Origin of the sequence: Piscinibacter sp. HJYY11 (assembly GCF_016735515.1) — a bacterium.
GTDB lineage: Bacteria > Pseudomonadota > Gammaproteobacteria > Burkholderiales > Burkholderiaceae_C > Rhizobacter.
The window spans coordinates 4,310,299-4,333,785 of sequence record NZ_JAERQZ010000001.1 but is presented as its reverse complement, the minus strand read 5'-3'; the positions used below and the strand labels follow the sequence as shown (position 1 = coordinate 4,333,785).

Genomic DNA, 23,487 nt, shown 5'->3' with positions numbered 1-23,487 from the left:
AAATGCCGGCCCGCACGCGCGACTTCGCGTGGGAACGCACCCCACTCGGGCCGGCCGAGCGCTGGCCGCTCGGACTGAAGACCGCGGTGGCGCTGGTGCTCGACTGCCAGTTGCCGATGTACCTCGCCTGGGGCCCTGAATTCATCCAGATCTACAACGACGCCTACAAGCCGATCCTCGGAGCGAAGCATCCTGCCGCCTTGGGCCAGCCGGCCGCCGAAACGTGGAACGAGATCTGGCCGAAGATCGGGCCGATGTGGCAGGACGTGTTGCACGGCCGCGCGATCGGCTTCGATGACTTCAAGCTCACCATCGAGCGCTACGGCTACCCCGAAGACTGCTACTTCAACTTCTCGTACAGCGCGGTTCACGACGACGACGGCCGCCCGGGCGGCGTGCTCGTGACCTTCGCAGAGACCACGAAGCGCGTGCTGGCGGAACGCCGCTACCGCTTCCTCGACGAGTTGTCGCAAGCCACGCGCGCGCTCTCCGAGCCGGCCGCTGCGATGAAGCTCACCGCCGAGATGCTGGGCCGCTACCTCGGCGTAAGCCGTTGCGCCTATGCGCAGGTGCTCGACGACCAGGACACCTTCGACCTCATCGGCGACCACAACGACGGCGTCGACAGCATCGTGGGCCGCTACCGCTTCACGAACTTCGGCCACGAAGTCCGGCGGCTGATGCAGGCCAACGAGCCGTACGTGAACCACGATGTCGACACCGATCCCGTCACGGCTGGCACCGACCTGTCGGCCTACCGCCTCACGAAGATCCAGGCGGTGATCTGCGTGCCGCTGCACAAGCGCGGCCGCTTCGTCGCGGCGATGGCGGTGCACCAGTCGGTGCCGCGCCACTGGACCGAGGACGAGATCGCCCTGGTGCGCACCGTCGTCGACCGCTGCTGGGACACGCTCGAGCGGCTGCGCTCGGATGCAGCGCTGCGCGACGAGGCGCGCTCGCTCGAGATCCTCAACCGCACAGGCGCGGCGCTCTCCGCAGAGCTCGACCTGCCAGCACTCGTACAGCGTGTCACCGACGCGGCCACCGAGCTCACGGGCGCGAAGTTCGGTTCATTCTTCTACAACGGCGTCGACGAGCGCGGCGAGGCGCTGATGCTCTTCGCGCTCTCGGGTGCTCCGCGGGAAGCTTTCGAGAAACTCGGCCATCCGCGCCCCACCGCCCTCTTCGGCCCGACCTTCCGCGGCGAGGCGCCCATCCGCATTGCCGACGTGCGCCAGGACGCGCGCTATGGGCATTTCGATCCGCATCGCGGCATGCCGGCGGGCCACCTGCCGGTGCGCAGCTACCTCGCGGCGCCGGTGATCGCCCGCTCGGGCGAAGTGATCGGCGGCCTCTTTTTCGGCCACCCCGAGCCGGGCGTGTTCACCGAACGCAGCGAGCGTCTTGCGGTCGGCATTGCCAGCCAGGCCGCCATCGCGATCGACAACGCCCGCCTCTACGCTCGCGCGCAGCAGGCGGCGCAAGAGCGCACCATGCTGCTCGACAGCGAGCGCAACGCGCGCCTGGAGGCCGAGCGCGCCAGCACCATCAAAGACCAGTTCCTCGCCACGCTGTCGCACGAGCTGCGCACGCCACTGAGCGCCATCCGCGGCTGGGTGCACATCCTGCGGCGCAAGCTCGCCGGCGCCGATGCCGAGCTGCGCAAGGGCCTGGACGTCATCGAGCGCAGCACCAACACCCAGGTGCAGCTGATCGACGACCTGCTCGACATGAGCCGCATCTCGGCCGGCAAGCTGGTGCTCGACCTGCAGGCGGTGGAGGCGTCTGCCTTCGTCACCGCGGCGGTCGAGGCCATCGCGCCGAGTGCGCGCTCGGCCGGCGTCGAGCTCGAGCTGCAGGCCAGCGCCGGGACGGGCCAGGTGCGCGGCGATGCCAACCGCCTTCAGCAGGTGGTGTGGAATCTGGTGGCCAATGCCATCAAGTTCACGCCACGCGGCGGCCGTGTGCGCGTGACCCTGTACCACGACGACAGCCACGCCGTCATCGACGTCGCCGACACCGGCGTGGGCATCGCGCCCGACGCACTTCCGCATGTCTTCGAACGCTTCCGCCAGGCCGATGGGTCCATCACCCGCCGCTTCGGCGGCCTGGGGCTGGGTCTTTCGATCGTGCGCCACCTCGTCGAGCAGCACGGCGGCAGTGTCACTGCGCACAGCGAAGGGGAGGGCCTGGGCGCGACCTTCCGCGTGCGCCTGCCGCTGCTGGATGTGCAGGAGGCGCTGGGGTCGGCCGACACCCTCGGGGCGGCCGACCAGGACGAGCGCCTGCAGGGCACACGGGTGCTGGTGGTCGACGACGACGCCGACTCGCGCGACCTGATCCGCCGCCTGCTGGAGGAGAGCGGCGCGCAGGTCGACGAAGCCGACAACGCCGACGCCGCACTGCGGGCCATCGAGCACGGTCGCTATCGGCTGGTGGTCTCCGACATCGGCATGCCAGGCACCGACGGCTACCAGCTGCTGCGCCAGCTGCGCCGCCTGCCGCCGGAGAAAGGCGGCCGGGTGCCGGCGATCGCGCTCACCGCGTTCGCGCGCGAGGAAGACCGGGTGCGTGCGCTGGCGGCGGGGTTCGACCGGCATTGCGCCAAGCCCATCGACCCGCCCTCGCTGCTGGCCACGGCCGCCCAGTTGGTCGAGCGGCGCGGCGCGCCCCCGGGCTGACTGCCTGGGCCGCCCGGCTCAGGCGGCCGAGGCGGCCGAGCCGGCCGCGCGGTCCTGTACGCGGTCCTGTACCGCACGCTGCAAGGCAGCGAGCAAGTCGTCGAGGCTGTAGGGCTTGCGCAGCTCCTGCACGTCGGCGCGCGTCTCCCGTGTGTTGTAGCCGGTGGCGACCACGGCTGCCATCGCTGGCAGGTGCACGCGGCACCAGTCGACGAGGTCCAGGCCCGAGAGCTTGCCGGGCATGACGACGTCGGTGAAGAGCACGTCGAAGTCGGTGCGACCGGTGAGCACCGCCTGCGCCTGGTCGGCCGAGCTGCTGTGGGTGACCTCGTGCCCCGCGTCGCGCAAGGCGGGCACCACCACCGACGACACCAGCGAGTCGTCTTCGATCATCAGGATGCTCAACGCGCGGCCGGCTTCCCGTGCCGTCGCTTCCGGCTCGACCGCCAACTCGGCCTGGTGCGTCACCGGCAACAGCAGCGTCACGCGCGTGCCGACGCCAGCCATGCTGTCCAGGCGCGCGTCGCCGTTCGACTGGCGCGCGAACGCGAGCACCTGGGCCAGGCCAAGACCTGTGCCGGCGCCGATCGGCTTGGTGGTGAAGTAGGGATCGAACGCCCGCTCCCGGGTCTCGGGGCTCATGCCGGCGCCGTTGTCGCTGACCTGCAGGCACACATGCTGTTTGCCGCCGAGCGGTGCGCTTTCTTCGCTGTTCGCCATGCGGGCGCTGATCCGGATGGCGCCGCCCTCGGGCATCGCATCGCGGGCGTTGAAGATGAGGTTGAGCAGGGCCAGCTCCAGCTGCGCCGGGTCGACCAGCACGGCCGGCAGCGCCGGCTCGATCTCGGCCGTGAGCTGCACCCGCTCGCCCACCGCCTTCCGGGTGAGCTCCTGCGTCTGCAGCACGAAGTTGAGCAGCTTGACCGGCTGCGGCCTGAGCGGCTGCGCGCGGCCGAAGGTCATCATCTGCTTCACGAGATCGGCCGCCTTGCCGGTGGCGCGCATCGCCGCCTCGAGGAAGCGCCGGTGCGGCACCTCGTCGCCGGTCTGCCGGTCGACCACGTGCAGGCCGGTGCTGATGGTCTGCAGCAGGTTGTTGAAGTCGTGCGCGAGGCCGCCGGTGAGGCGCCCGATGGCTTCGCGCTTCTGGCCCTCGAGCAGGGCGGCCTGGGCCTTGCGCGCCTCGTCGACGGCGAGCGCCACTTCCTTCTGCAGGGTGAGCGTGGCCTCGTGCGAGCGGCGGCCGGCCTGCTCGAGCGTGCGGCTGACCTCGTCGAGCTCGGCCACGCCGGTCGAGAGGGCCGTGGGCACCTCGTCGCGGCCCAGCTGCAGCGCCGCTTCGTGCAGCTGCACGATGGGCTGGCCGATCTTGCGCGTGACCGCGATGGCGATGCCCAGGCCGATGAGCAGCAAGGCGCCGGCCGCCGCCAGCGTCTGCGCGGTGAGGCGCTGCGCCGACTGGGTGAGTGCCTCCTGCGGCAGCGCGAGCACCACGTTCCACCCGTGGCGGTTGGCAGACGAGACATAGGTGAGCGACGGCACGCCGTCCAGCGTGACGGTTTCGCCGTAGCTGCTCGTGCCCGTCTTCGCACGTCGCTGGACCTCGGCGCCGGCCGGCTGGCCCACCCACTTCTGCGGATCCCGGTTGCGCGCCACGATGAGCTGCTCGGCGTTGAGCACGGCGGCCAGGCTGCCGAAGGGCGCGGTCTTGTCGATCAGCCGTTGCACCACCGCGGGCGAGAACGCCACGCCCACGTTGTAGCGGACCGGCTCGCGGCGCTCGGCGGCATAGGCCACGAGCACCGGGTCCTTCGCGAGCAGGCTCTGCACCGAGAAGGTCACGCGTGGCGCGGCCGTCACGAAGGTCGAGCCCGGCGGCCGATCGGTCGGCGTGTAGCCGTCGTAGGGCACCTGCGTGTTGAGCAGCAGCCGCTCGCGGTCGACGAGCATCACCCAGTCACCCGAATCCCGCATGGCCGCGCCGGCTTCTTCGTGGAAGCGGCGCAACGGCGCTTCGAGCAGGGTGCGCGACGCACCGAGCGTCGACGCGATGGCCACCCGCTTGTCGAGCTCGCCCTCGACCAGGGAACTGAGGCTTTGCGCGAACCGCTCGATGTCCTGCCGGGCGTCATCGGCCTCGCGCAGGTAGGTCGTACGCGCGAGCAGCGCGAAACCCGCCACCGCCGGCAACCACACCGCGAGCACCAACAGCAGGAGAAGCGTGCGAATGCTCAAGCGAAATCGCGGCCGGTTGATTTAAACCCCGAGACGCTATCAGAGTTTTCAAGGGGGCGCCGCCGTGCGCTCTTCGACCGGGCAGGCGCTCGAGCCCGGCCCGCGTCAGCGATGCGTGGCGCACCACGCCGCCATCGTGTCGGCCAGCGAAGCCAGCACCTGTGGGTCGGTGCGGCCGCTGCGCACGCGCACATGGAAGGCGTGGTCGGCATCGTCCTCCACGGCGAGGGTGGCGCGCGGGCCGAGCGGCGCGAGCACCTCGCGCAGGAGCGTGAGGTCGGCCAGCGCATCGCGCGTGCCCTGCAGGAAGAGCATCGGCACCCGCACCTGCGCGAGATGCGCCGCCCGCGTCACGCTCGGCTTGCCGGCCAGGTGCAGCGGGAAGCCGACGAACACGAGGCCACGCACCTCGGCCAGCGGCGAGGCGGCCTGCGCCTGCGAGCTCATGCGCCCGCCGAAGGACTTGCCGCCGGCGAAGAGCGGCAGAGCCGGCCACTGGCGGCGCGCCTCGGCCACGGCCGCGCGCACGGCGGCCTGTGCCACCGCGGGCGTGTCGGGCCGTCTGCTGCCCTGCTGCATGAACGGGAACTGGAAGCGAAAGCTCGCGACCCGGCGCTGCGCGAGCTCGTCGGACAGCAGGGACATGAACGCATGGTCCATCCCGGCACCGGCGCCGTGGGCGAACACGTAGCCGGCGATGGGGTCGGCGGGCGTCATGGACAGCGCCGCCACCGCGCCGCTGCCGGGCACGTCGAAGCTCAGGGGCTGGGGCGAGGTCATGCCGGCGAGCATCGCACGCCCACAAGACCCCGATGTCGCACGGGGCGCGCGGCCTCGATACGCTGCGCCTCGCAGCCCTTCCCGCCGGCTGCGGGAGCGACGCATGCAACGACGAGCACTGCTGATCACCGCCAGCGTGTGGCCCTGGCCAGCGCGCGCCGACGACCCAGTCGCCGCGCGGCTCGCGGCCGGCGGTGTGGTGATAGCCTTCCGTCACTCGCTGGCCCCCGGCACCTACGACCCGCCCGGCTTCCGGCTCGACGACTGCAGCACCCAGCGCAACCTCAACGACGAAGGCCGCGAGCAGGCGCAGCGCATCGGCGCCTGGTTCCGTGAGCGCCAGCTCGCACCGGCCGTGGTGCGCAGCAGCCCGTGGTGCCGCTGTGTCGACACGGCCCGCCTGGCGTTCAACCGCGCCGAGACCTGGCCCGCGCTCGGCTCGCCCCGGGCGGGCACGGAGGCGGTCAACGACGCGGCGCTGCAGGAGTTGCGCGCGGCGCTGGCGGCGGTGCCCCGCCAGCGGGGCCGCTTCGAGGTGTGGGTGACGCACCAGTTCGTGCTGACCGCCCTGGTCGGTGGCGGTGTCGCCTCGGGCGAAGGGCTGCTGCTGCAGGCGGGCGCCGACCGGAAGCCGACGCTCGGAGGGCGCCTGATGGTGGCGTAGACGCTCAGCCGAGCAGCTTGTAGAGGTAGGAGCGCGAGATGCCGAGCTGCTCGGCGGCGCGCTTCTTGTTGCCACCGCATTCCTCGAGCACGCGGCGGGCGGCGGCGCGTTCGTGGTCTTTCAAGCGCGGTGCGGCGGGCGCCGCCGGTGGGGGGCGAAGGCCGGGTGATGAGCCGATGACCATCGGCTGCCCACGCGCTGCGTCGTTGCGCGTGAAAGCCTCCAGCGTCAGCAGCTCGTGCGACGAGAACACCAGCGCCTCCTCGATGCGGTGGCGCAGCTGCCGCAGGTTGCCGGGCCAGGGCTGGTCGGCGAGGTAGCGGGCCACGCCGGGCTCGACTTTCGGCACCGGCAGGCCGTTGCGGTCGCAGAAGGCCTTCACGAAATGCGCGAGCAGCGCGGGGATGTCTTCGAGCCGCTGGCGCAGCGGCGGCACGCGCAGCGTCACGCCGCTGATGCGGTAGAAGAGGTCGTGGCGGAAAGCACCGCTCTCGATCAGCTCGTCGATGTCGCGGTGCGTGGCCGACACCAGGCGGAAGGTCATCTTCTTGCCGGCGTGGCTGCCCAGCCGCTCGACCACGCGCTCCTCGAGCACGCGCAGAAGCTTGATCTGCACGTCCATCGGGATGTCGCCCACTTCATCGAGGAAGAGCGTGCCCTCGTTCGCCATCTCGAACTTGCCGGCGCGGCCCTGCTTCGCACTGCCGGTGAAGGCACCGGCGGTGTGGCCGAAGAGCTCCGACTCGATCAGGCTGGCCGGCAGCGCGGCGAGGTTCAGGCTCACCATCTCGTGCGCGCCGCGGCCGAGCTTGTGGATGGCGCGGGCAACGAGCTCCTTGCCGGTGCCGCTTTCGCCGAGGATCAAGACCGGCACGTCGAGCCGCGCAACGGTCGCCACCTCGTGCCGCAGGCGCTGCATCGCCTGGCTGTCGCCGACGAGCTCCGCCGTCGCCTCGCGCGTCTCGCGCAAGCCATCGAGCTCGCGCCGGTAGAACTCGAGCTGCGAGCGCAGCTGGTTCATCTCGGCGGCCATCTGCGACACCGCCTCGGCGTCGCGGAACATCACCTGCCCCACCGCGCCGACGATGCGGCCATCCTTGCGGATCGGCCTGCGGTTGACGACACGCGTCACGCCTTCGCCGAAGCTCTGCGGCTTGCCGATCTCGGCCTTGCCCGACTCGATGACCGCGCGCAGCCGCGAATTCGGGATCGCCTCCTCGGCCGACTTGCCAATGCCACCGCCATACGAGAGCCCGAGAAACTTCTCGTGCACCGGGCTGATGTAGCGGATGGTGCCGGTGTGGTCGGCGACCGTGATGCCCTGGTAGGGGTCGTTGAGGATCTGTTCGAGGATGTCGAAGGCGAAGGGCACGGCGACCACGAAGTCGAGCAGCGTGCGGCCTTCGGTGCCGGTGGGTCGCACGATCGCGATCTCGGTGTCGTGCGCATGCAGCGCCACGCCGACCACCGGGCCATCGGGCAGGTGGGCTTCGAAGAGGCTGCGATCGGGTGCGAGGTGCATCGCCGACACGAGCGATGCCTGCACCGCCGCGTCGGCCGCCAGGCCCAGGGCCGCCACCACCTCGCCGCCGCGCCGGACCAGCACGCCGAGCGATGTGTCGACCTCGGAAAAGTGTTGTTCAGACATGCACAACGACACCGGAGAAAACACCGAGTGTAGTCAGCGACGACAAAACCGGGTCTCAAAAGCCTTCCGGCGCGTGGCACAGGCTGTGCACTAAGGCACACCCATGAAGACCGACCTCCCGCCCGGCCTGGGCCCTTACTTCGGCATCGACGTGCCCTTCATGGAACACATCGGCCTGAAGCCGGTGTCGCTGGACGAGCGCTGCTGCAAGACGCAGCTCGAATGGAACCCGCGGCTCGTGAACAGCCGCGGCGACATCCACGGCGGCACCTTGATGAGCGCCTTCGATTTCACGCTCAGCGCCGCGGCGCGTGCGCACGACCCGCTGCGCTACGGCGCGATCACGGTCGACCTCACCACGCATTTTCTCGAGGCCTCGCGCAGCGAGTTGATGGTCATCGGGCGCTGCACCAAGCGCGGCAAGTCGATGGCCTTCTGCGAAGGCGAGATCGTGAACCCCGAAGGCACCGTCGTCGCCGTGGCGCGCGGTGTCTTCAAGCTGATCCTCAGAGAGAACACATGACCCACGGGCGACAGACAAGCCCGACCACCGGCTCCATCGTGGGCCGACACGACGACACCGGAGACATCTCTTGAAAAAGCTGCTGATCGCCAACCGAGGAGAGATCGCCCTGCGTGTGCAACGCGCGGCACGCGATCTCGGCATCGCCACCGTCGCGGTGTATTCGCAGGACGATGCGAACTCGCGCCACCGCCTGCTCGCCGACGAGGCCCATGCGCTGGACGCAAGCGGCCCCGCGGCCTACATCGACATCGCCGCCGTCATCGCCGCCGCGAAAGCCACCGGCTGCGACGCCGTGCATCCTGGCTACGGCTTCCTGAGCGAGCGCGCCGATTTCGCGCAGACGTGTGCCGAGGTGGGCATCACCTTCGTTGGCCCCACCGTCGAGCAGCTCGCGCTCTTCGGCGACAAGGGCCGCGCGATCAAGCTCGCGATCGACTGCCAGGTGCCGGTGATGCCCTCGACCGCGGGCAATGCCTCGCTCGACACCATCACCCGGTTCTTCGACGAGCAAGTGTCACAGGCGAAGAGCGATGCCGGCATCGTCATCAAGGCCGTCGGCGGCGGTGGTGGCCGCGGCATGCGCGTGGTGCGCAAGCGCGAAGACCTGGCCGAGGCCTACGCCCGCTGCCGCTCCGAAGCGGCCAGCGCCTTCGGCGTCGACGCGGTCTACGCCGAGCGCCTGGTCGCCCGCGCCCGCCACATCGAAGTGCAGATCGCCGGCGACGGCAAGCAGGTGATCGCGCTCGGCGAGCGCGACTGCACGCTGCAGCGCCGCTTCCAGAAGCTGATCGAGATCGCACCCAGCCCGATGCTGAGCACCGAGCTGCGCGAGCGCATCCTGGGCAGTGCGCGCAAGCTGGCGCAGAAGGTGAACTACAAGAGCCTCGGCACCTTCGAGTTCCTGGTCGAGGAGACGGCCGCCGGCGAGCAGAAGGACTTCGTCTTCATCGAGGCCAACCCGCGCCTGCAGGTCGAGCACACCATCACCGAGCAGGTGACGGGCGTCGACCTCGTGGCCTTGCAGCTCGGCCTCGCGAGCGGCCGCGACCTGCAGGACCTCGGCCTCGACCCGGCGTGGCCGCCGCCGCTGCGCGGCTTTGCCATCCAGGCACGCATCAATGCGGAGGCGATGGACGCGAGCGGCCTCGCCAAGCCCGCGCACGGCCGGCTCGAACGATTCGACCCGCCCACCGGCCCCGACGTGCGCGTCGACACCCACGGCTACACCGGCTACGCGCCCTCGCCCCACTTCGACACGCTGCTGGCCAAGCTGATCGTCACCAGCACCACGCCGCGCTTCGGCGATGCGGTGCGGCGGCTGCAGCGCGCGCTCGGCGAGTTCCGCATCGTCGGCGTGCCGACCAACCTCGACGTGCTGCGTGCGCTGGTGCAACGCGACGACTTCGCGGTGCAGGACGTGCACACGCGGCACTTCGAATCCATCGTGCCGGCGCTGGTGGAGGCGGCTGCGGCCATCGCCCAGGCCGAGCACGCCCGCGACGCACTGCTCGGCGATTCGGTGCGCCACTCGGTGCCCCTGGCGCCTGGTGCGGCCGACCTCGACGAGACCGTGGGTGAAGGCGCCGTCGCCATCCGCACACCGCTCGCCGGCCGCCTGGTCGAGCTTTCGGTGAAGGTCGACGACCTCGTGCAGCCTGGCCAGACGATTGCCGTGCTCGACGCCATGAAGATGGAGCACACCATCTCCGCCGAGCAGGGCGGGCGGGTGATCGACCTGCGCCTCGCGGCCGGCGAGCAGGTACAGGAGCACCAGATCCTCATCGTGCTGGAGCCGGCCGATGCCGACGCCGCCGCGCAGAGCGCCGCGCAGTCGCACGACCCCGATGCGATCCGCCCCGACCTGCAGCGTGTGCTCGACCGCCAGGCGCACCTTTTCGACGAGAACCGGCCCGATGCCGTGGCCCGCCGCCACGCACGCGGCCAGCGCACCGCCCGCGAGAACGTGGCCGACCTCTGCGACGCCGGCACCTTCGTCGAATACGGCGGCCTCGCGATCGCCGCGCAGGCGAGCCGCCGCAGCCTCGACGACCTGATCGCCAACACGCCGGCCGACGGCCTCGTCACCGGCATCGGCGACATCAACGGTGCGCTCGTCGGCAAGGCGAATGCGCGCAGCGCCGTGATGGCCTACGACGCCACCGTGCTCGCCGGCACGCAAGGCAAGCGCAACCACGTGAAGACCGATCGCATCGTCGACGTGGCGCTGCGCGACGAGCTGCCGCTGGTGCTCTTCGCCGAAGGCGGCGGCGGCCGGCCGGGCGACGTCGACATCCCGTCGATCTCGGGCCTCATCCAGCCCTCCTTCGCGGCCTTCGCCGAACTGAGCGGCGAGGTGCCGGTGCTGGGCATCGTCTCGGGCCGCTGCTTCGCGGGCAACGCGGCCTTCCTCGGCTGCTGCGACGTGATCATTTCCGACAAGAGCGCCAACATCGGCATGGCCGGCCCCGCCATGATCGAAGGCGGCGGGCTCGGCGTCTTCCGTCCCGAAGACGTGGGCCCGGCCTCGGTGCAGTACGCCAACGGCGTGATCGACATCCTGGTCGACAACGAAGCGCAGGCGGTGCGGGCGGCCAAGCACTACCTGTCGATGTTCCAGGGGCCGGTGAGCGAGTGGACGGCGCCCGACGTGCGCGCCTTGCGCCACGTGGTGCCGGAGAACCGGCTGCGCGTGTACGACACCCGCAAGGCGATCGAAGGCATCGCCGACGTCGGCAGCGTGCTCATGCTGCGCAGCGGCTTCGGCGCCGGCATCCACACCGCGCTTGCGCGCATCGAAGGCCGGCCGGTCGGCATCATGGCCAACAACCCGCACCACCTCGGCGGCGCCATCGATGCCGACGCGGCCGACAAGGCGGCGCGCTTCATGCAGCTCTGCGACGCGCACGCGTTGCCCATCGTGTCGCTGATCGACACCCCGGGCTTCATGGTCGGCCCCGAGGTCGAGGCCAAGGCCCAGGTGCGCCACGTCTCGCGCATGTTCCTCGCCGGCGCCAAGCTGCGGGTGTCGCTGCTGGCGGTGGCGCTGCGCAAGGGCTACGGCCTGGGCGCGATGGCGATGGCCGGTGGCGGCTTCCGCTCGGCCGACTTCAGCGTCTCGTGGCCCACCGGCGAGTTCGGCCCGATGGGGCTGGAAGGCGCGGTGCGCCTCGGTTTCAAGAAGGAGCTCGAGGCCCTGCCCGACGGCCCCGAGCGCCGCGCGCTCTACGACAAGCTCGTGGCCGAGTCCTACCAGCGCGGCCATGCCATCAGCGTGGGCCACGCGGCCGAGGTCGACGCGGTGATCGACCCGGCGCACACGCGCCAGTGGATCGCCCAGGGCATCACCGCCAGCGCCTTGCGCGCGCAGCGGCCGCGCCGTGGCTTCGTGGACGCGTGGTGATGGCGATGTCTGAACTCGCACTGCACGGCCTGCGTGTGCTGGAGGTCGGCACCGGCCCCGCACTCGCGTATGCGGGCAAGCTTTTCGCCGACTTCGGCGCCGAGGTCATCAAGGCCGAAGCACCTGACGGTGATGCGTGGCGGCAGATGCCGCCGCTCGTGGGCGGCGAGAGCGCCCTCTTCGCCTGGCTCAACACCCACAAGCGCAGCGTGCTGGCCCGCCCCAGCGCCATCGACGGCGCGTGGCTGGCGCGCCTCGCGCGCAGCTGCGACGTGGTGCTCGATGCCCGCGCGCTCACCCACGGCGTGGGGGTGCTCGCGCAGCCGGTGTGGGCGGCCGTGCCGGGCGAGCACACGCCGATCGCCGTCGACATCACCTGGTTCGGCGAGAGCGGCCCGTATGCCCGCTTCAACGGCAGCGAGGCCATCTGTCGCGCGCTATCGGGCGCCGCGCACGCGAGCGGCCCGAAGGACGGCCCGCCGCACCTGCCGCACGACGTGCAGACCGGCATCGTGGGCGGGCTCATCGCCTTCTCGGCGGCCGTCGGTGCCCTCATCGGCCGCACGGACGGCAGCCGCCGCTACACCGTGAGCCTGCACGAGGCCGCCTTCGGCACCGTGGAGATGGAAGCCGGCATCGTGCAGGACAAGCGCCACCCCGGCCGCCTGGGCGTGAACCGCTTCTGCGCCACGCACCCGACCGGCATCTTCGAGACGGCCGACGGCTGGATCGGCATCTTCAGCCACACGCTGCCGCAGTGGACGACGCTGTGCGAGACGCTCGGCCGCCCCGAGTGGGCGCGCGACCCGCGTTTCGCCAACGGGCAGGCGCGCATGGCGCATGCCGACGAGATCGACGCGTGGCTGATCGAGGCGTTCAAGACCAAGACTGCCGCACACTGGTTCCAGGTGCTCGGCGCGCAGAAGTTGCCGGCCGTCTTCGTGCCGACGATGGACGAGCTGCTGCAGCAGGCGGTGCACCGCGAGCGAGGGGCCTTCGTGCCGGTCCAATTCGGCGAACACACGGTCGAAGGCCCGGTCGTGCCGCTGCGCCTCGACACCGCCGGCCCGCTGCCGGGCGGCCGTGCGCCCTCGCTCGGCGAGCACGACGCGCACTACCGAGGCAGCGGCCTGCAGCACAGCCCGCAGAAACTCACCCCCGCGCCGAAGCAACGCCTGCCGCTCGAAGGCATCCGCATCGTCGACCTCACCATGGGCTGGGCCGGGCCGCTGGCCTCGCGCACCGCGGCCGACCTCGGCGCCGAGGTGATCAAGGTCGAGAGCACCGTCTACCCCGACTGGTGGCGCGGCACGAACTTCACCGACGAGTTCTACCGCGATCGCCTGTACGAGAAGAACAGCAACTTCAACCTGCTCAACCGCAACAAGCTCGGGGTCACGCTCGACCTGACACACCCCGACGGCAAGTCGCTGATGCTGCAACTGGTGGCTGGCGCCGATGCGGTGATCGAGAACTACTCGGCCGAGGTGCTGCCCAAGCTCGGGCTCGACTACGCGGCGCTGAAGCAGATCAACGAGCGGCTGGTGATGGTCTCGATGCCCGCCTTCGGCCTGCACAACGAATGGAGCGACACGCGCGCCTACGGCGGCACTCTGGAGCAGGCGAGCGGCCTGCCGCTCTACACCGGCCACCCCGAGGGCCCGCCGGCGATGACCTCGTATGCGTATGGTGACCCGACCGGCGGCTTCAACGCGGGCGCCGCGCTGCTGCTGGCGCTGTGGGCGCAGCAACGCACCGGCCAGGGCCGGCACCTCAACCTCTCGCAGGTGGAAGCGATGCTGCCCAACACCGCGCCCTACCTGCTGGAGCAGTCGGCGCACGGTGCGGTGTCAGCGCGCGAGAACAACCGCCACCCGGTGCATGCACCGCACGGTGTCTACCGCTGCGCGGGCGACGATGCCTGGCTGCTCGTCAGCGCCACGGGCGATGCCGCGTGGCAGTCGCTGTGCCGCGTGATCGGCCGGGCCGATCTCGGAGCCGACGCGACGCTCGCGACCGCCGCCGGCCGGCGCGCCGCGCACGACCGGCTCGATGACGCCATCGCCGCCTGGGCACGCAGCCGCAACGCGCACGACGCGATGCACACGCTGCAGCACGCGGGCGTGGCCGCCGGCGCAGTCGCTTCCATGGCCGAGGTGCTGCGCGACCCGCACCTGCGTGAGCGCGGCTTCTTCCAGCCGGTGGAACGTGCCCACGTGGGCACCTATCTCGCCACCACGCCCTACTTCCGCCCTGGCCCCGACGCCCTGCCGTTGCGCCGCGTGTCACCCACGCTCGGCGAACACACACGAGAGGTGCTCTCGCGCGTGCTCGGCGTCAACCCCGACCGCCTCGCCACGCTCGACGCGCTGGGCATCACCGGCACCGCCGCGCGGCCCAAGGCCCCCAAGACCACCCCCCGCCACACCCCAGATCAAAAGGAGACAAGATGAAGCCCGCATCCCTCAGCCGCCGCCTGGCCCTGGCCTCGGCGCTCGTGTTCGGCGCCAGCCTTGCGGCACCGGCCGTCGCGCAAGACAACTGGCCCAGCAAGCCGATCAAGATCATCGTGCCCTTCCCCGCAGGCTCGTTCACCGACACGGTGGCCCGCGTGATCTCCGACCACATGGCCAAGGCCCTCAACCAGACCGTGATCGTGGAGAACCTGGCCGGCGCCAACGGCGTGCTCGGCCTGTCGACCGCCGCACGCCTGCCCGGCGACGGCTACACCTTCGTCATCACCAACTCCAGCAGCATCACGATCAACCCGCAGATCTACAAGAAGATCTCGTACAAGACCAGCGACTTCACGCCGGTGACGATGGTGCTCGACGCGCCCTTCATCGTCGTGGCCAACCCCGAGTGGGCGCAGAAGCACAACGTGCAGTCGCTGAAGGACGTCGTGGCCTATGCGAAGAAGAACGAAGGCAAGCTCAGCTATGGCTCGGCCGGCCCGGGCAACATCGGCCACCTGTCGATGGCCATGCTCTCCAACAAGGCCGAGGTGAAGACCACGCACATCCCCTACAAGAGCGCGGCGGCGGCGCAGCTCGCCACGATGAGCGGCGAGATCGACCTGCTCTTCGACACCTGGGCCGGCGTGCCGCACATCAAAGCCGGCAAGCTCAAGCCGATTGCCGTGACGGCCACCAAGCGCATGGCGCAGCTGCCCGAGGTGCCCACCGTGGTGGAAGCCGGCTACCCCGACGTGGTGGTGACCTTCTGGACCGGCATGCTGGCGCCGGCCGGTACGCCGCCGCAGATCGTGCAGAAGGTCCACGCCGTCGCGCAGGCCGTGCTCAAGGACGAGAAGGCCCGCGCCGTGCTCGCCGCCAGTGGCGATCCGCTGATGTCGGACCCGGCCACCTTCGGCAAGCGCATCGAGCGCGAAGTGGCTTCCTGGGGTGCGGTCATTCAGCGCGAGGCCGTCTCTCTGGAGTGAATCGGGCTATGGTGATGTGCATGACGAAGCACATCACCCTCCCCGGCGGCGACCGTGTCGCCGCGCTCGGCCAAGGCACTTGGAACATCGGCGACGACCCGCGGCGCCGCGCCGACGAGATCGCCAGCCTGAGACGTGGCCTCGACCTCGGCCTCACGCTGATCGACACCGCCGAGATGTATGGCGACGGCCGCTCCGAAAGCCTCATCGGCGAGGCCATCGCCGGGCGGCGCGACGAGGTCTTCCTGGTCAGCAAGGTCTACCCGCACAACGCGTCGAAGCGCGCGATGCCGGCCTCGTGCGAGGCGAGCTTGAAGCGCCTGGGCACCGACCGCATCGACCTCTACCTGCTGCACTGGCCCGGCAGCGTGCCGCTCGCCGAGACGGTGCAGGCCTTCGAGGCTCTGCAGCGCGACGGCAAGATCCGCCACTGGGGCGTGAGCAACTTCGACCTGCGCAAGATGAAGCAGTTGCACGCGCTGGCCGGCGGCGCTGCGGTGCAGACCAACCAGGTGCTCTACCACCTGGGCGAGCGCGGCATCGAGTGGGACCTCGTGCCCTGGCAGCGCGAGCACGGCCTCCCGGTGATGGCCTATTCGCCCACCGACCAGGGCCGCCTGCTGCGCGACCCGGGCCTCGGGGCCTTCGCCCTGCGCACCGGCCGCACGCCGGCGCAGGTGGCGCTCGCCTGGCTGCTCGCGCGCGACGCGATCGTGATCCCCAAGACCAGCCATCCCGCGCGTGTGGAGGAAAACGCCGGGGCGCTCGACAAGCCGCTCACGCCCGACGAGCTGCACGAGCTCGACGCGCTCTTCCCGCCACCCGAAGGAGCGAGCTCCCTCGCCATGCTTTAGCGCATCACTGCAGGCCAATCTCGAGGTAGCCGCCTGCGCCCACCACCACCGACAGCGGGCCGCCCTGCATCACGAGAAGCGACACGCCGTCGCTCGATCGCACACCACTGCGGATGCCAGCCGGCTGATCCGCGTTGAGCGCCGACAAGACTGCTCCGTCGTTGAAGTTGGCGCCATTGGCGCGCAGGCCGGCAATGTCGTAGCTGCCTGCCGTCAGGGTCGTGGTCGCCCAGTTGCCCACGTTGCTGGCCCCGATGAAGGTCCCGCCCGCCAAGCCCGCAGCCTCAGGCAAGCCGATGCGGAAGGCCGGCACACCGCCGCTGGGCGTCTCGGCGCGCAGGTAGACCAGGGTGCTGCCCGAGCGCGCCACGCGGAAGCGGATCGTGGCATTGGCGTGCCCTGCGTCGACGCCCGTGATGTCGCTGCCGTTGAACGTCAGCGCGTAGGTGTAGACCGATCCCGCTGGGCAGGCGGCGATCGTGTAGATCGTGGCGTCGGTGCAGGTCTGTAGGGTGCTGCCGGAGGCAAAGCGAGAAGAAGCGCCGCCGGCGGTATGGGGGGTGCCGAGGTTGATGCCGAACTCGTTGAAGGTGTACGGCGTGAGACCGGCCGCCGAGGTGACGAACTGGCGCGCCGCGATGAAGCTCGTGACGCCGCTGCCGAAGTTGAAGCCGCCGGCCACCAGATCGGTGGCGGTGCGGAAGCGGGCGTTGCCGCCGATGATGTACGAGCCGCCGCCGGCCGTGAAGCTGCCCTGCGCATCGATGCCGTTGCCGGCCATGCGGTAGGTGCCGCTGTCGAAGTTGACGGTGAAGTCATAGATGCGGCCGTTCGCCGCATAGGCGAGGTAGGTGCCGTTTCGCGGGTCGCCGAAACCCGGGCCCGAGCCGCCACCGGCATCGCCGCCACCACCACACCCGGCCAGAGCCAGCACGACACAAGCACCCACCCATCGCATCCACTTCGTCACGCACAGCTCCTCGGTTGATCACGGTCATCGGGCCGGTCGGCCCGCAGCCGCCGGAGTCTACTGGGGCCACCGCACAGCCCTGCGCGCCCGGGAACGGTGGTTGCCGCACCGGCAGGGCCCGCCATTCGACAGGAGTTTGCCCATGCCTGCAGCCCTCACGCCCGCAGCCGAGCTGGCCCGCCATGCCAAGACCCCCTTCCCCGGCGCTTCGCCCGAGTACGACGACGCACGGCGCAAGCTGCTGCAGGAGGAGATCGAGTTCCGCCGCCACATGACGCGGCTCACCGAGCAGCGCCGCGCCCTGCCGCCCGGCCCGGTGATCAGCAAGGACTACCGCTTCAAGGACGAGCAGGGCTTCGAGTGCAAGCTCATCGATCTCTTCGGCGACAAGGACACGCTCGTCACCTACTACTGGATGTACGGTCCCGAGCGTGAGCGCCCCTGCCCGATGTGCACCAACTGGCTCGGCGCGGTGAACGGCAACGCCGCCGACATCAAGCAGCGCGTCGCGCTGAAGATCCTCAGCCGCTCGCCGGTGGGCCGGCAATACGCCTTCGCGCAGGAGCGAGGGTGGCGCGACCTCAACTTCGTGCAGACCGTGGGCGACGACTACGCGAAGGATCTCGGCCTGCTGCAGCCCGACGGCGAGTACCCGGCGCTCACCGTCTTCCAGCGCGACGGCGACCAGGTGCGACTCTTCTGGGCCAGCGAGATGACGAAGGAGATGGCCGACCCCGGCCAGGACCCGCGCGACGCGCCCGACATCGCTTCCCTCTGGTCCGTCCTCGACCTCACGCCAGGCGGCCGCGGCACCGACTGGTACCCGAAGCTGCAGTACTGAGCCCAGGGCCAGGCACACCGAGGCACATGGCGTGAAGTACGAAATCACCCAGCAGGGCGTGCGGGTCGAGGCCATCGGCGCGCACGGCGGCCACCGCGTGCGGCTCTCCACCGTGGCCCACTCGCCGCTGGGCTTGTGGCCGGTGAGCGTGCACGTGCGCGGCTCGGAGAGCGAAGACGAGGTGGCCGTCGACGTGCCGGACCGCCACCACGCGAGCGCCACGGACGCGCTCGACTTCGGCTACCACTGCGCCGTGCTGTGGATCGACGCGCGCGACGACCGGCTCACGCGTCGCGATTAGGGCCTCAGGAACGCGTCGCGCGCCTGCCGGCCGAGGAAGGGGTGGTCGGTGAAGAAGCCGTCGATCCCGAGCCGGAGGAAGGCACGCACCTGGCCGTCGAGCTGGCCGAGCGCGTTGGGGTCGGTGCCGACGTCGAAGTCGTTGGGCAGGAAGACGTTTTCGGCGCGGAAGGTCCAGCCGTGCACGATGAGGCCGGCCTTGTGCGCATCATCGACCAGCGTGGTCGGCGTGCCCAGGCGGCCGCCCACCAGCGGGATCATCAGGTTGGTGTTGGCGCCGATGCCTTGCGCGTAGCTGGCGATGTCGGCCAGGCCGGCGGGCTTGGCGAGGTCGGCATAGGTGCGGGGGTCACCGCTCACCACGAAGTCGTAGGGGCGGCCCGAGCCGTTGAGCAGCTGCACCAGCGGCAGCTGGGTCATGCGGCGCAGCTTGCGCAGGTTGGCCGTCTCGAAGGACTGGATGAACACCGCTGCGTGCCGGCCCTCGTGGCCGTGGCGGCGCAACGTGCGCACCAGCGGCTCTTCGAGCGGCAGGCCGATGGTCTGGAAGTAGGTCGGGTGCTTGGTCTCGGGGTAGACGCCGATCGGGCGCACGTCGGCGTGGCCCTTGTGGCCCTTGCCGTCGCGCTCGTCGCGGGCTTCCCTGCGGCGGCGCTCGTTGGCGGCCTTCACGAGCTCGAGCACCTCGTCGAGCGTGGGCACCTCGAACATGCCGTCGAAGCGCGTGTTGGCCACGCGCACCTGCGGCAGCCGCTCGCGGGCGCGCAGCGTCTTCAGCTCGGCAAGCGTGAAGTCTTCGGTGAACCAGCCGGTGATGCTCGTGCCGTCGATCAGCTTGGTGGTCTTGCGCGAGGCGAACTCGGGGCGCTCGTGCACGTCGGTGGTGGCTTCGCGCAGCGAGCCGTCGGCGTTGAGGATCGCGATCGCGTTCTCGTGGCGGGCGACCAGCACGCCGTCCTTGGTGATCACGAGGTCGGGCTCGATGTAATCGGCGCCCTGCTCGATGGCCAGCCAGTAGGCGGCGAGCGTGTGCTCGGGCACGTAGCCGCTGGCGCCGCGGTGGGCGATCACGATGGGGGCTGCGTCCGCCCCCGGCCCGCGCGGCGGGGTGGCGTGGGCGACGGTGGTGAGGTGGGCAGCGAGGATCAGGGCAGCGGCCAGGCCGCAGCGGCGCAAGAGGGTCATCGGCACGTCAGGCTCCATGGGGGCGAAGCGCCCGACTCTAGGCAGCGCACATGACCACGGCGTGACCGTGGGCACCCTTCGCCGCCTCAGGCCTGGGCGCTCGGCCGCGCCGACACGCGCGCATGCCAGGCGTGCAGGTGCGGCGTGTCGGCCGGCATGTCGAGGCCGATGAATCTGGCGAAGTCGACCGTCGTCAGGCCGATGATGTCGGCCATCGTGTACTCGCGTCCTGTCACGAACTCGCGGCCTTCCAGCTCGCGGTCCAGCCACTGCAGGGCCTTCGCATAACGCTCGCGGTTGGATTCGCCGTAGTCCTTGTACTGCGTGCCCAGGCGCGCGGTGAACGGGTGGGTGTGCACCCAGACCGCGCCCACCGCCGTCATCACTGTCAGCTCGATGCGGCGGATCCACATGTCGACCGTCGCGCGCTCGAGCGCCGTGCGGCCGAAGAGCGGCGGCGACGGGTGCAGCTCTTCGAGGTAGCGGCAGATGGCCACGCTCTCGCACAGGTGGCTGCCGTCGTCGAGCTCGAGCACCGGGAGCTGGCCGAGGCTGTTCTTCTGGCGGAACTCGGGCGACTTGTGCGCGCGGTCGCGGATCGACACGTCTTCGAGCGGCAGGCTCAGGCCCTTCTCGGCGAGGAAGATGCGCACGCGGCGCGGGTTGGGCGCGGGGATGGGGGCGTTGTAAAGCTTCATGCGTGTGTCTCCCGGTGTTGGCGTGGTGCAGGGCCGGGCCATGCTTGCAGCAAGCGGCTGCAGGCGCTGTCGCCGACGCGATGCGCGACACCCGTGCAACCCCCTACAAACGAAACACACCCCGCCTGCCCGAGAAACGCCGACGAAACGGCCGCCGCCCAGACTGCCGGCATGTCTACCCTTCCTGCCCTCCCCCTGTCGCCGGCCTATCCCGTGCGCCGCCTGGGCATGGTCTGCTGTGCGTACCTCGTGGTGTTCGCCGGCGCCGTGCTGGCCTGGCTCGCGTTCACCGGCATCCCCCTCAACCTCGAAGCCCTGGGCGCCTGCGCGCTGGTGCCGCTGGCAGGCCTGGCCCTGCTGTGGCGCGACATCGGCGATGCGCGCCGCTACACGCTGCACATGCTGGCCGCCACGCTCGCCTGCCCCATCGTGCTGCTCTTCTGGGCCGGCTCGATCGACCCACACGCCGAGCCGCCGCGGCCCGAGCGCCCCGTGCTCGATGCACAGCGCCTCGTGCGTGGCGCGGCCGACGTGCAGGACGCGCCGCTGCAAGGCGCCGGCATCGTGTTCGTGCGCTCGGCCCGTTTCAACGACCACACCGAACTGCGCCTCACCCGCTTCGACGACACCGAGGCGGCCGAGCGCTACCTCTCGATGCTCACGCAGGGCATCCCGTCCGAGCCCTTCTTCGAAGCCGGGCGCCGCGGCCGGCGGCTGGTGGGCGTCGGCTCGACCTTCGTGCTGCTCGAGCTGCACGGCCCCGACCTCCTGGACCTGCGTGCCCGCGACATGGCCAGCGGCCTCGCGCGCCTGGCGGCCCAGCAGGTGCCCGCACCGGCCGATCGCTACACCCGGGCCCCGGCCGAGCCCGCGCCGCGCTGGCCGTTCTTTGCTGTGATGGCGCTCCTGCACGGCGCGGTCTTCGTCGCGCTCATCGCCTGGGGCAGCGTGCACACCACCCGCGTGCCGGCACAGCGCGGCGCGCCGGTGGCCACGCCCGAGCAGCTTCAGGCCCGCCTGCTGTCGCTCGGCCGCCCCGGCGGGCCGTTCGAGATCAGCGAGGTGGCAGTGGCCGATGGTGCGCCGGCCCTGCGTGTCGACGCCTCGCCCGACCCGCACCGCACGCACCAGATCACCCTGCGCCTCGACCCCACCCGCGGCTGCGTGCACGTGCACGAGAAGCTGCGCGTGAACGGCGACGCACCGCGTGACGAGGACGAAGCCACCATGGCCTCCGTCGGCGAATCGAGCGACTGGCACAGCGCGGCCGGCCCCGATGCGCAGTACGTGTGGACCGCCACCTGGCAGGCCACCATGATCGAACCCCGACGACTGAACGCCGTGCCGCTGATGCTGCACGCGCACCACGCCGAGCTGCCGCGCCGCCATGCCGCCACGCTCGACGGCGAAGGCGTGCTCACCGTGCTGTGCGCGCTGGTCACCCGCTCGGGCTGGCACTGGCAGCCGAAACTCTGGGGCAGCCCGGCCTGAGGCCTGTCAATCGGCGGGGTCGCCGAAGGCCGCCACGAAGGCCTCGACGAATCGGGCCGAGCCGGTCAGGGTCAGCGTCACGCTGTGCCACGCCTTGCCATCGCGGCCGGCCTCTACCTGCACCTGCAGGTCGTGGTCCCAGTCCATGCCGTCGTCGGCCGCGCCGTGCGTGTGCGGGAACTCGCGCCACGCCCAGTCGAGCACCTGCTGCACCTCGGCCATCACCGCCTCGTGCTGCGCTGCCGGTGTGGAGGCCAGGGCTTCGAGCGTGGTCACGCCCTCGTCGTTGTCGCTCAGGTCGAAGGTGAGGTAGTGCATCGCGGTGGGGTGGAACGATCGGGTTGCAGCAGCGCCGGAATTGCGGCATGTTCCCTCAAGTGACCATTTCCGCCTTCTCCCACCACCGCGACCTGCCACGCAACGACGCGCTGCGTTCGCTGATCGAGCAGCACCTGCTGAGCTTCGAGCTGATGGCCGCAAGCGCCGAGACGCCACTGCACACCGCGGCGGTGGCGCTGGCGATCGTGGACGAAGGCCTGGGCGCCGAGTTGCGCGGCCTGCCGCGGCCCGACACCTGGAGCGAGCAGGCCGCCCTGCTGCTGACGCGCCGGTCGATGCAGCTGCGCCGGCATGCCGGCCAGTGGGCGCTGCCGGGCGGGCGCATCGACGCCGGCGAGTCGCCTGAAGAAGCCGCGCTGCGCGAGATGGCCGAAGAAGTGAACCTGCGGCTCGACGCGAGCGCCGTGCTGGGCCGCCTCGACGACTACGTCACGCGATCGGGCTTCGTCATCACGCCGGTGGTGGTGTGGGCGGGCGCGGCCCGCGAGCTCGTGCCCAACCCGCAGGAAGTGGCCAGCGTGCACCGCATCCGCATCGATGAATTCCTGCGCCCCGATGCGCCGCTGCTCGACCGCACCGACCACGGCGAGCACGTCGTGCTGCGCATGCCGGTGGGCACCGACTGGATCGCCGCGCCCACCGCGGCACTGCTGTACCAGTTCCGCGAGGTGTGCCTCGAAGGCCGCGCCACCCGCGTGGCGCATTTCGACCAGCCGATGTTCGCCTGGAAGTGACGCGCGGCCTCAGCCTTGCGCGGGCGGCTGCATCAGGTCGGCATCGAAATTCATCAGCACGCTCGCCAGCTCCAGCCGGCGCCAGAGGGCCGGCCGCATCTGCATGATGGCCTCGGGCGTCTTGGCCTGCGCCACCCACGCGTGGATCTCGGCGTGCTGGTCCGCCGTGAGCAGGTGCAGGGCCAACATCTCGTCCAGTGTCTGCATGGTGTGCCTCCTGACAACGGGTACAGCAAATCTCGGGCCTGCCGCATTTTGCGGTCGCGCCTGAAAGGGTGCAGAAGTACCGCTATTCGACGCATCGTCCGGCGACAGGCGCGTGAAGATTCACAGCATGGGGTTCCTCACCCGCCGACCACCGGAGATGTGCAGTGTTTCGCGAGCAAGCCCGACTTCGTGACCAGATCGTGTTCCTGGAAGTGGCCGAAGGCCACCACGTCGAGATGAACGCCTGGCGTTACCTGTGGGCCGCCCGCACGGCCCGCGTGATCGTCTCGCGCGAGCTGGGCGAAGTGCAGATGCGCAAGTTCGTGCTGCCGGCGCTGCCTGCGCTGCAGACCACCGCCGAGAACATCTACTTCGAGAGCTACGGCTGCTTCGCCGACCTCGACGGCAGCGGCCATGCCGCCGTCGCCGCGCAGCAGGCCGAGCGCCTGCTCGAGCGGCTGCGGGGCAACGCACACTCGCGCTGACCGGCCC

Annotated in this window: 20 protein-coding genes; 12 read left to right on the top strand and 8 right to left on the bottom strand. The window is 70.6% G+C overall.

The genetic code is table 11. The annotated features are described in order from the left end of the window. Window positions 1-2 precede the first annotated feature (2 nt). Entirely contained in the window at window positions 3-2,681 is a 2,679-nt protein-coding gene (locus tag JI745_RS20315) for an ATP-binding protein (RefSeq protein WP_201811197.1), read from the top strand. 18 nt (window positions 2,682-2,699) lie between these two features. Here the strand turns inward: JI745_RS20315 and JI745_RS20310 are convergent, their stop codons facing one another. Both JI745_RS20310 and JI745_RS20305 read right to left on the bottom strand, forming a co-directional pair. After that, window positions 2,700-4,916, bottom strand: coding sequence for an ATP-binding protein (locus JI745_RS20310; RefSeq protein ID WP_201811196.1), 2,217 nt, complete (start codon window positions 4,914-4,916; stop codon window positions 2,700-2,702). A 105-nt stretch (window positions 4,917-5,021) separates the two neighbouring features. Next, window positions 5,022-5,696, bottom strand: a complete 675-nt coding sequence (locus JI745_RS20305) for an alpha/beta family hydrolase (RefSeq protein WP_201811194.1) — start codon at window positions 5,694-5,696, stop codon at window positions 5,022-5,024. Window positions 5,697-5,799: 103 nt separating this feature from the next. On the opposite strand from JI745_RS20305, the gene JI745_RS20300 reads away from it, so the two are divergent. Then, window positions 5,800-6,360 (top strand): histidine phosphatase family protein, encoded by a 561-nt coding sequence (locus JI745_RS20300; protein WP_201811192.1) that lies wholly within the window; start codon window positions 5,800-5,802, stop codon window positions 6,358-6,360. A gap of 4 nt (window positions 6,361-6,364) precedes the next feature. Here the strand turns inward: JI745_RS20300 and JI745_RS20295 are convergent, their stop codons facing one another. Beyond that, window positions 6,365-8,008: a sigma-54-dependent Fis family transcriptional regulator gene (locus JI745_RS20295; RefSeq protein WP_201811190.1), complete on the bottom strand. Its 1,644-nt coding sequence runs from the start codon at window positions 8,006-8,008 to the stop codon at window positions 6,365-6,367. 103 nt (window positions 8,009-8,111) lie between these two features. On the opposite strand from JI745_RS20295, the gene JI745_RS20290 reads away from it, so the two are divergent. The 5 genes from JI745_RS20290 to JI745_RS20270 all read left to right on the top strand — a co-directional run bounded on the left by JI745_RS20290 (window position 8,112) and on the right by JI745_RS20270 (window position 16,230). Next, the gene (locus tag JI745_RS20290; RefSeq protein ID WP_236675067.1) at window positions 8,112-8,531 is read left to right on the top strand and encodes a PaaI family thioesterase; all 420 of its coding nucleotides are present in this window, start codon (window positions 8,112-8,114) and stop codon (window positions 8,529-8,531) included. Between the two features lie 70 nt (window positions 8,532-8,601). Next, the gene (locus JI745_RS20285; RefSeq protein WP_201811188.1) at window positions 8,602-11,934 is read left to right on the top strand and encodes a carboxyl transferase domain-containing protein; all 3,333 of its coding nucleotides are present in this window, start codon (window positions 8,602-8,604) and stop codon (window positions 11,932-11,934) included. Window positions 11,935-11,939: 5 nt separating this feature from the next. Continuing rightward, window positions 11,940-14,387, top strand: a complete 2,448-nt coding sequence (locus JI745_RS20280) for a CaiB/BaiF CoA-transferase family protein (RefSeq protein ID WP_236675066.1) — start codon at window positions 11,940-11,942, stop codon at window positions 14,385-14,387. Continuing rightward, window positions 14,384-15,376 carry a tripartite tricarboxylate transporter substrate binding protein gene (locus JI745_RS20275; RefSeq protein ID WP_201811184.1) on the top strand — a complete coding sequence of 331 codons (993 nt, stop codon included), beginning with the start codon at window positions 14,384-14,386 and terminating at the stop codon, window positions 15,374-15,376. Before JI745_RS20280 ends, JI745_RS20275 begins: the two co-directional genes overlap by 4 nt. A 14-nt stretch (window positions 15,377-15,390) precedes the next feature. Further along, on the top strand, window positions 15,391-16,230 hold the full coding sequence (locus tag JI745_RS20270; RefSeq protein WP_201811181.1) for an aldo/keto reductase: 840 nt from the start codon (window positions 15,391-15,393) through the stop codon (window positions 16,228-16,230). Window positions 16,231-16,234: 4 nt separating this feature from the next. On the opposite strand, the gene JI745_RS20265 is transcribed toward JI745_RS20270, so the two are convergent. Beyond that, window positions 16,235-17,200 carry a hypothetical protein gene (locus tag JI745_RS20265; protein WP_201811179.1) on the bottom strand — a complete coding sequence of 322 codons (966 nt, stop codon included), beginning with the start codon at window positions 17,198-17,200 and terminating at the stop codon, window positions 16,235-16,237. Between the two features lie 142 nt (window positions 17,201-17,342). On the opposite strand from JI745_RS20265, the gene JI745_RS20260 reads away from it, so the two are divergent. Next, window positions 17,343-18,041, top strand: a complete 699-nt coding sequence (locus tag JI745_RS20260; RefSeq protein WP_201811177.1) for a DUF899 family protein — start codon at window positions 17,343-17,345, stop codon at window positions 18,039-18,041. Window positions 18,042-18,072: 31 nt separating this feature from the next. Continuing rightward, a complete protein-coding gene (locus tag JI745_RS20255; protein ID WP_201811175.1) occupies window positions 18,073-18,342 on the top strand; it encodes a hypothetical protein in 270 nt (89 codons plus the stop codon). Here JI745_RS20255 and JI745_RS20250 read toward each other — a convergent pair. Beyond that, window positions 18,339-19,526 carry a glycerophosphodiester phosphodiesterase gene (locus JI745_RS20250; protein WP_201812693.1) on the bottom strand — a complete coding sequence of 396 codons (1,188 nt, stop codon included), beginning with the start codon at window positions 19,524-19,526 and terminating at the stop codon, window positions 18,339-18,341. The genes JI745_RS20255 and JI745_RS20250 overlap by 4 nt on opposite strands. Before the next feature lie 86 nt (window positions 19,527-19,612). Next, window positions 19,613-20,224, bottom strand: coding sequence for a glutathione S-transferase family protein (locus JI745_RS20245; protein WP_201811174.1), 612 nt, complete (start codon window positions 20,222-20,224; stop codon window positions 19,613-19,615). A gap of 171 nt (window positions 20,225-20,395) precedes the next feature. Between JI745_RS20245 and JI745_RS20240 the strand changes: the two genes are divergently transcribed. Beyond that, on the top strand, window positions 20,396-21,715 hold the full coding sequence (locus JI745_RS20240; protein WP_201811171.1) for a hypothetical protein: 1,320 nt from the start codon (window positions 20,396-20,398) through the stop codon (window positions 21,713-21,715). Between the two features lie 6 nt (window positions 21,716-21,721). Here the strand turns inward: JI745_RS20240 and JI745_RS20235 are convergent, their stop codons facing one another. Further along, window positions 21,722-22,033, bottom strand: coding sequence for a hypothetical protein (locus JI745_RS20235; RefSeq protein ID WP_201811169.1), 312 nt, complete (start codon window positions 22,031-22,033; stop codon window positions 21,722-21,724). 47 nt (window positions 22,034-22,080) lie between these two features. On the opposite strand from JI745_RS20235, the gene JI745_RS20230 reads away from it, so the two are divergent. Further along, window positions 22,081-22,788, top strand: a complete 708-nt coding sequence (locus JI745_RS20230; protein ID WP_201811167.1) for a CoA pyrophosphatase — start codon at window positions 22,081-22,083, stop codon at window positions 22,786-22,788. A 9-nt stretch (window positions 22,789-22,797) separates the two neighbouring features. Here JI745_RS20230 and JI745_RS20225 read toward each other — a convergent pair whose 3' ends face one another. After that, on the bottom strand, window positions 22,798-22,995 hold the full coding sequence (locus JI745_RS20225; RefSeq protein WP_201811164.1) for a hypothetical protein: 198 nt from the start codon (window positions 22,993-22,995) through the stop codon (window positions 22,798-22,800). A 164-nt stretch (window positions 22,996-23,159) separates the two neighbouring features. Here JI745_RS20225 and JI745_RS20220 point away from each other — a divergent pair, with 164 nt between their 5' ends. Continuing rightward, window positions 23,160-23,480, top strand: a complete 321-nt coding sequence (locus JI745_RS20220; RefSeq protein ID WP_201811162.1) for a hypothetical protein — start codon at window positions 23,160-23,162, stop codon at window positions 23,478-23,480. Window positions 23,481-23,487 lie beyond the last annotated feature (7 nt).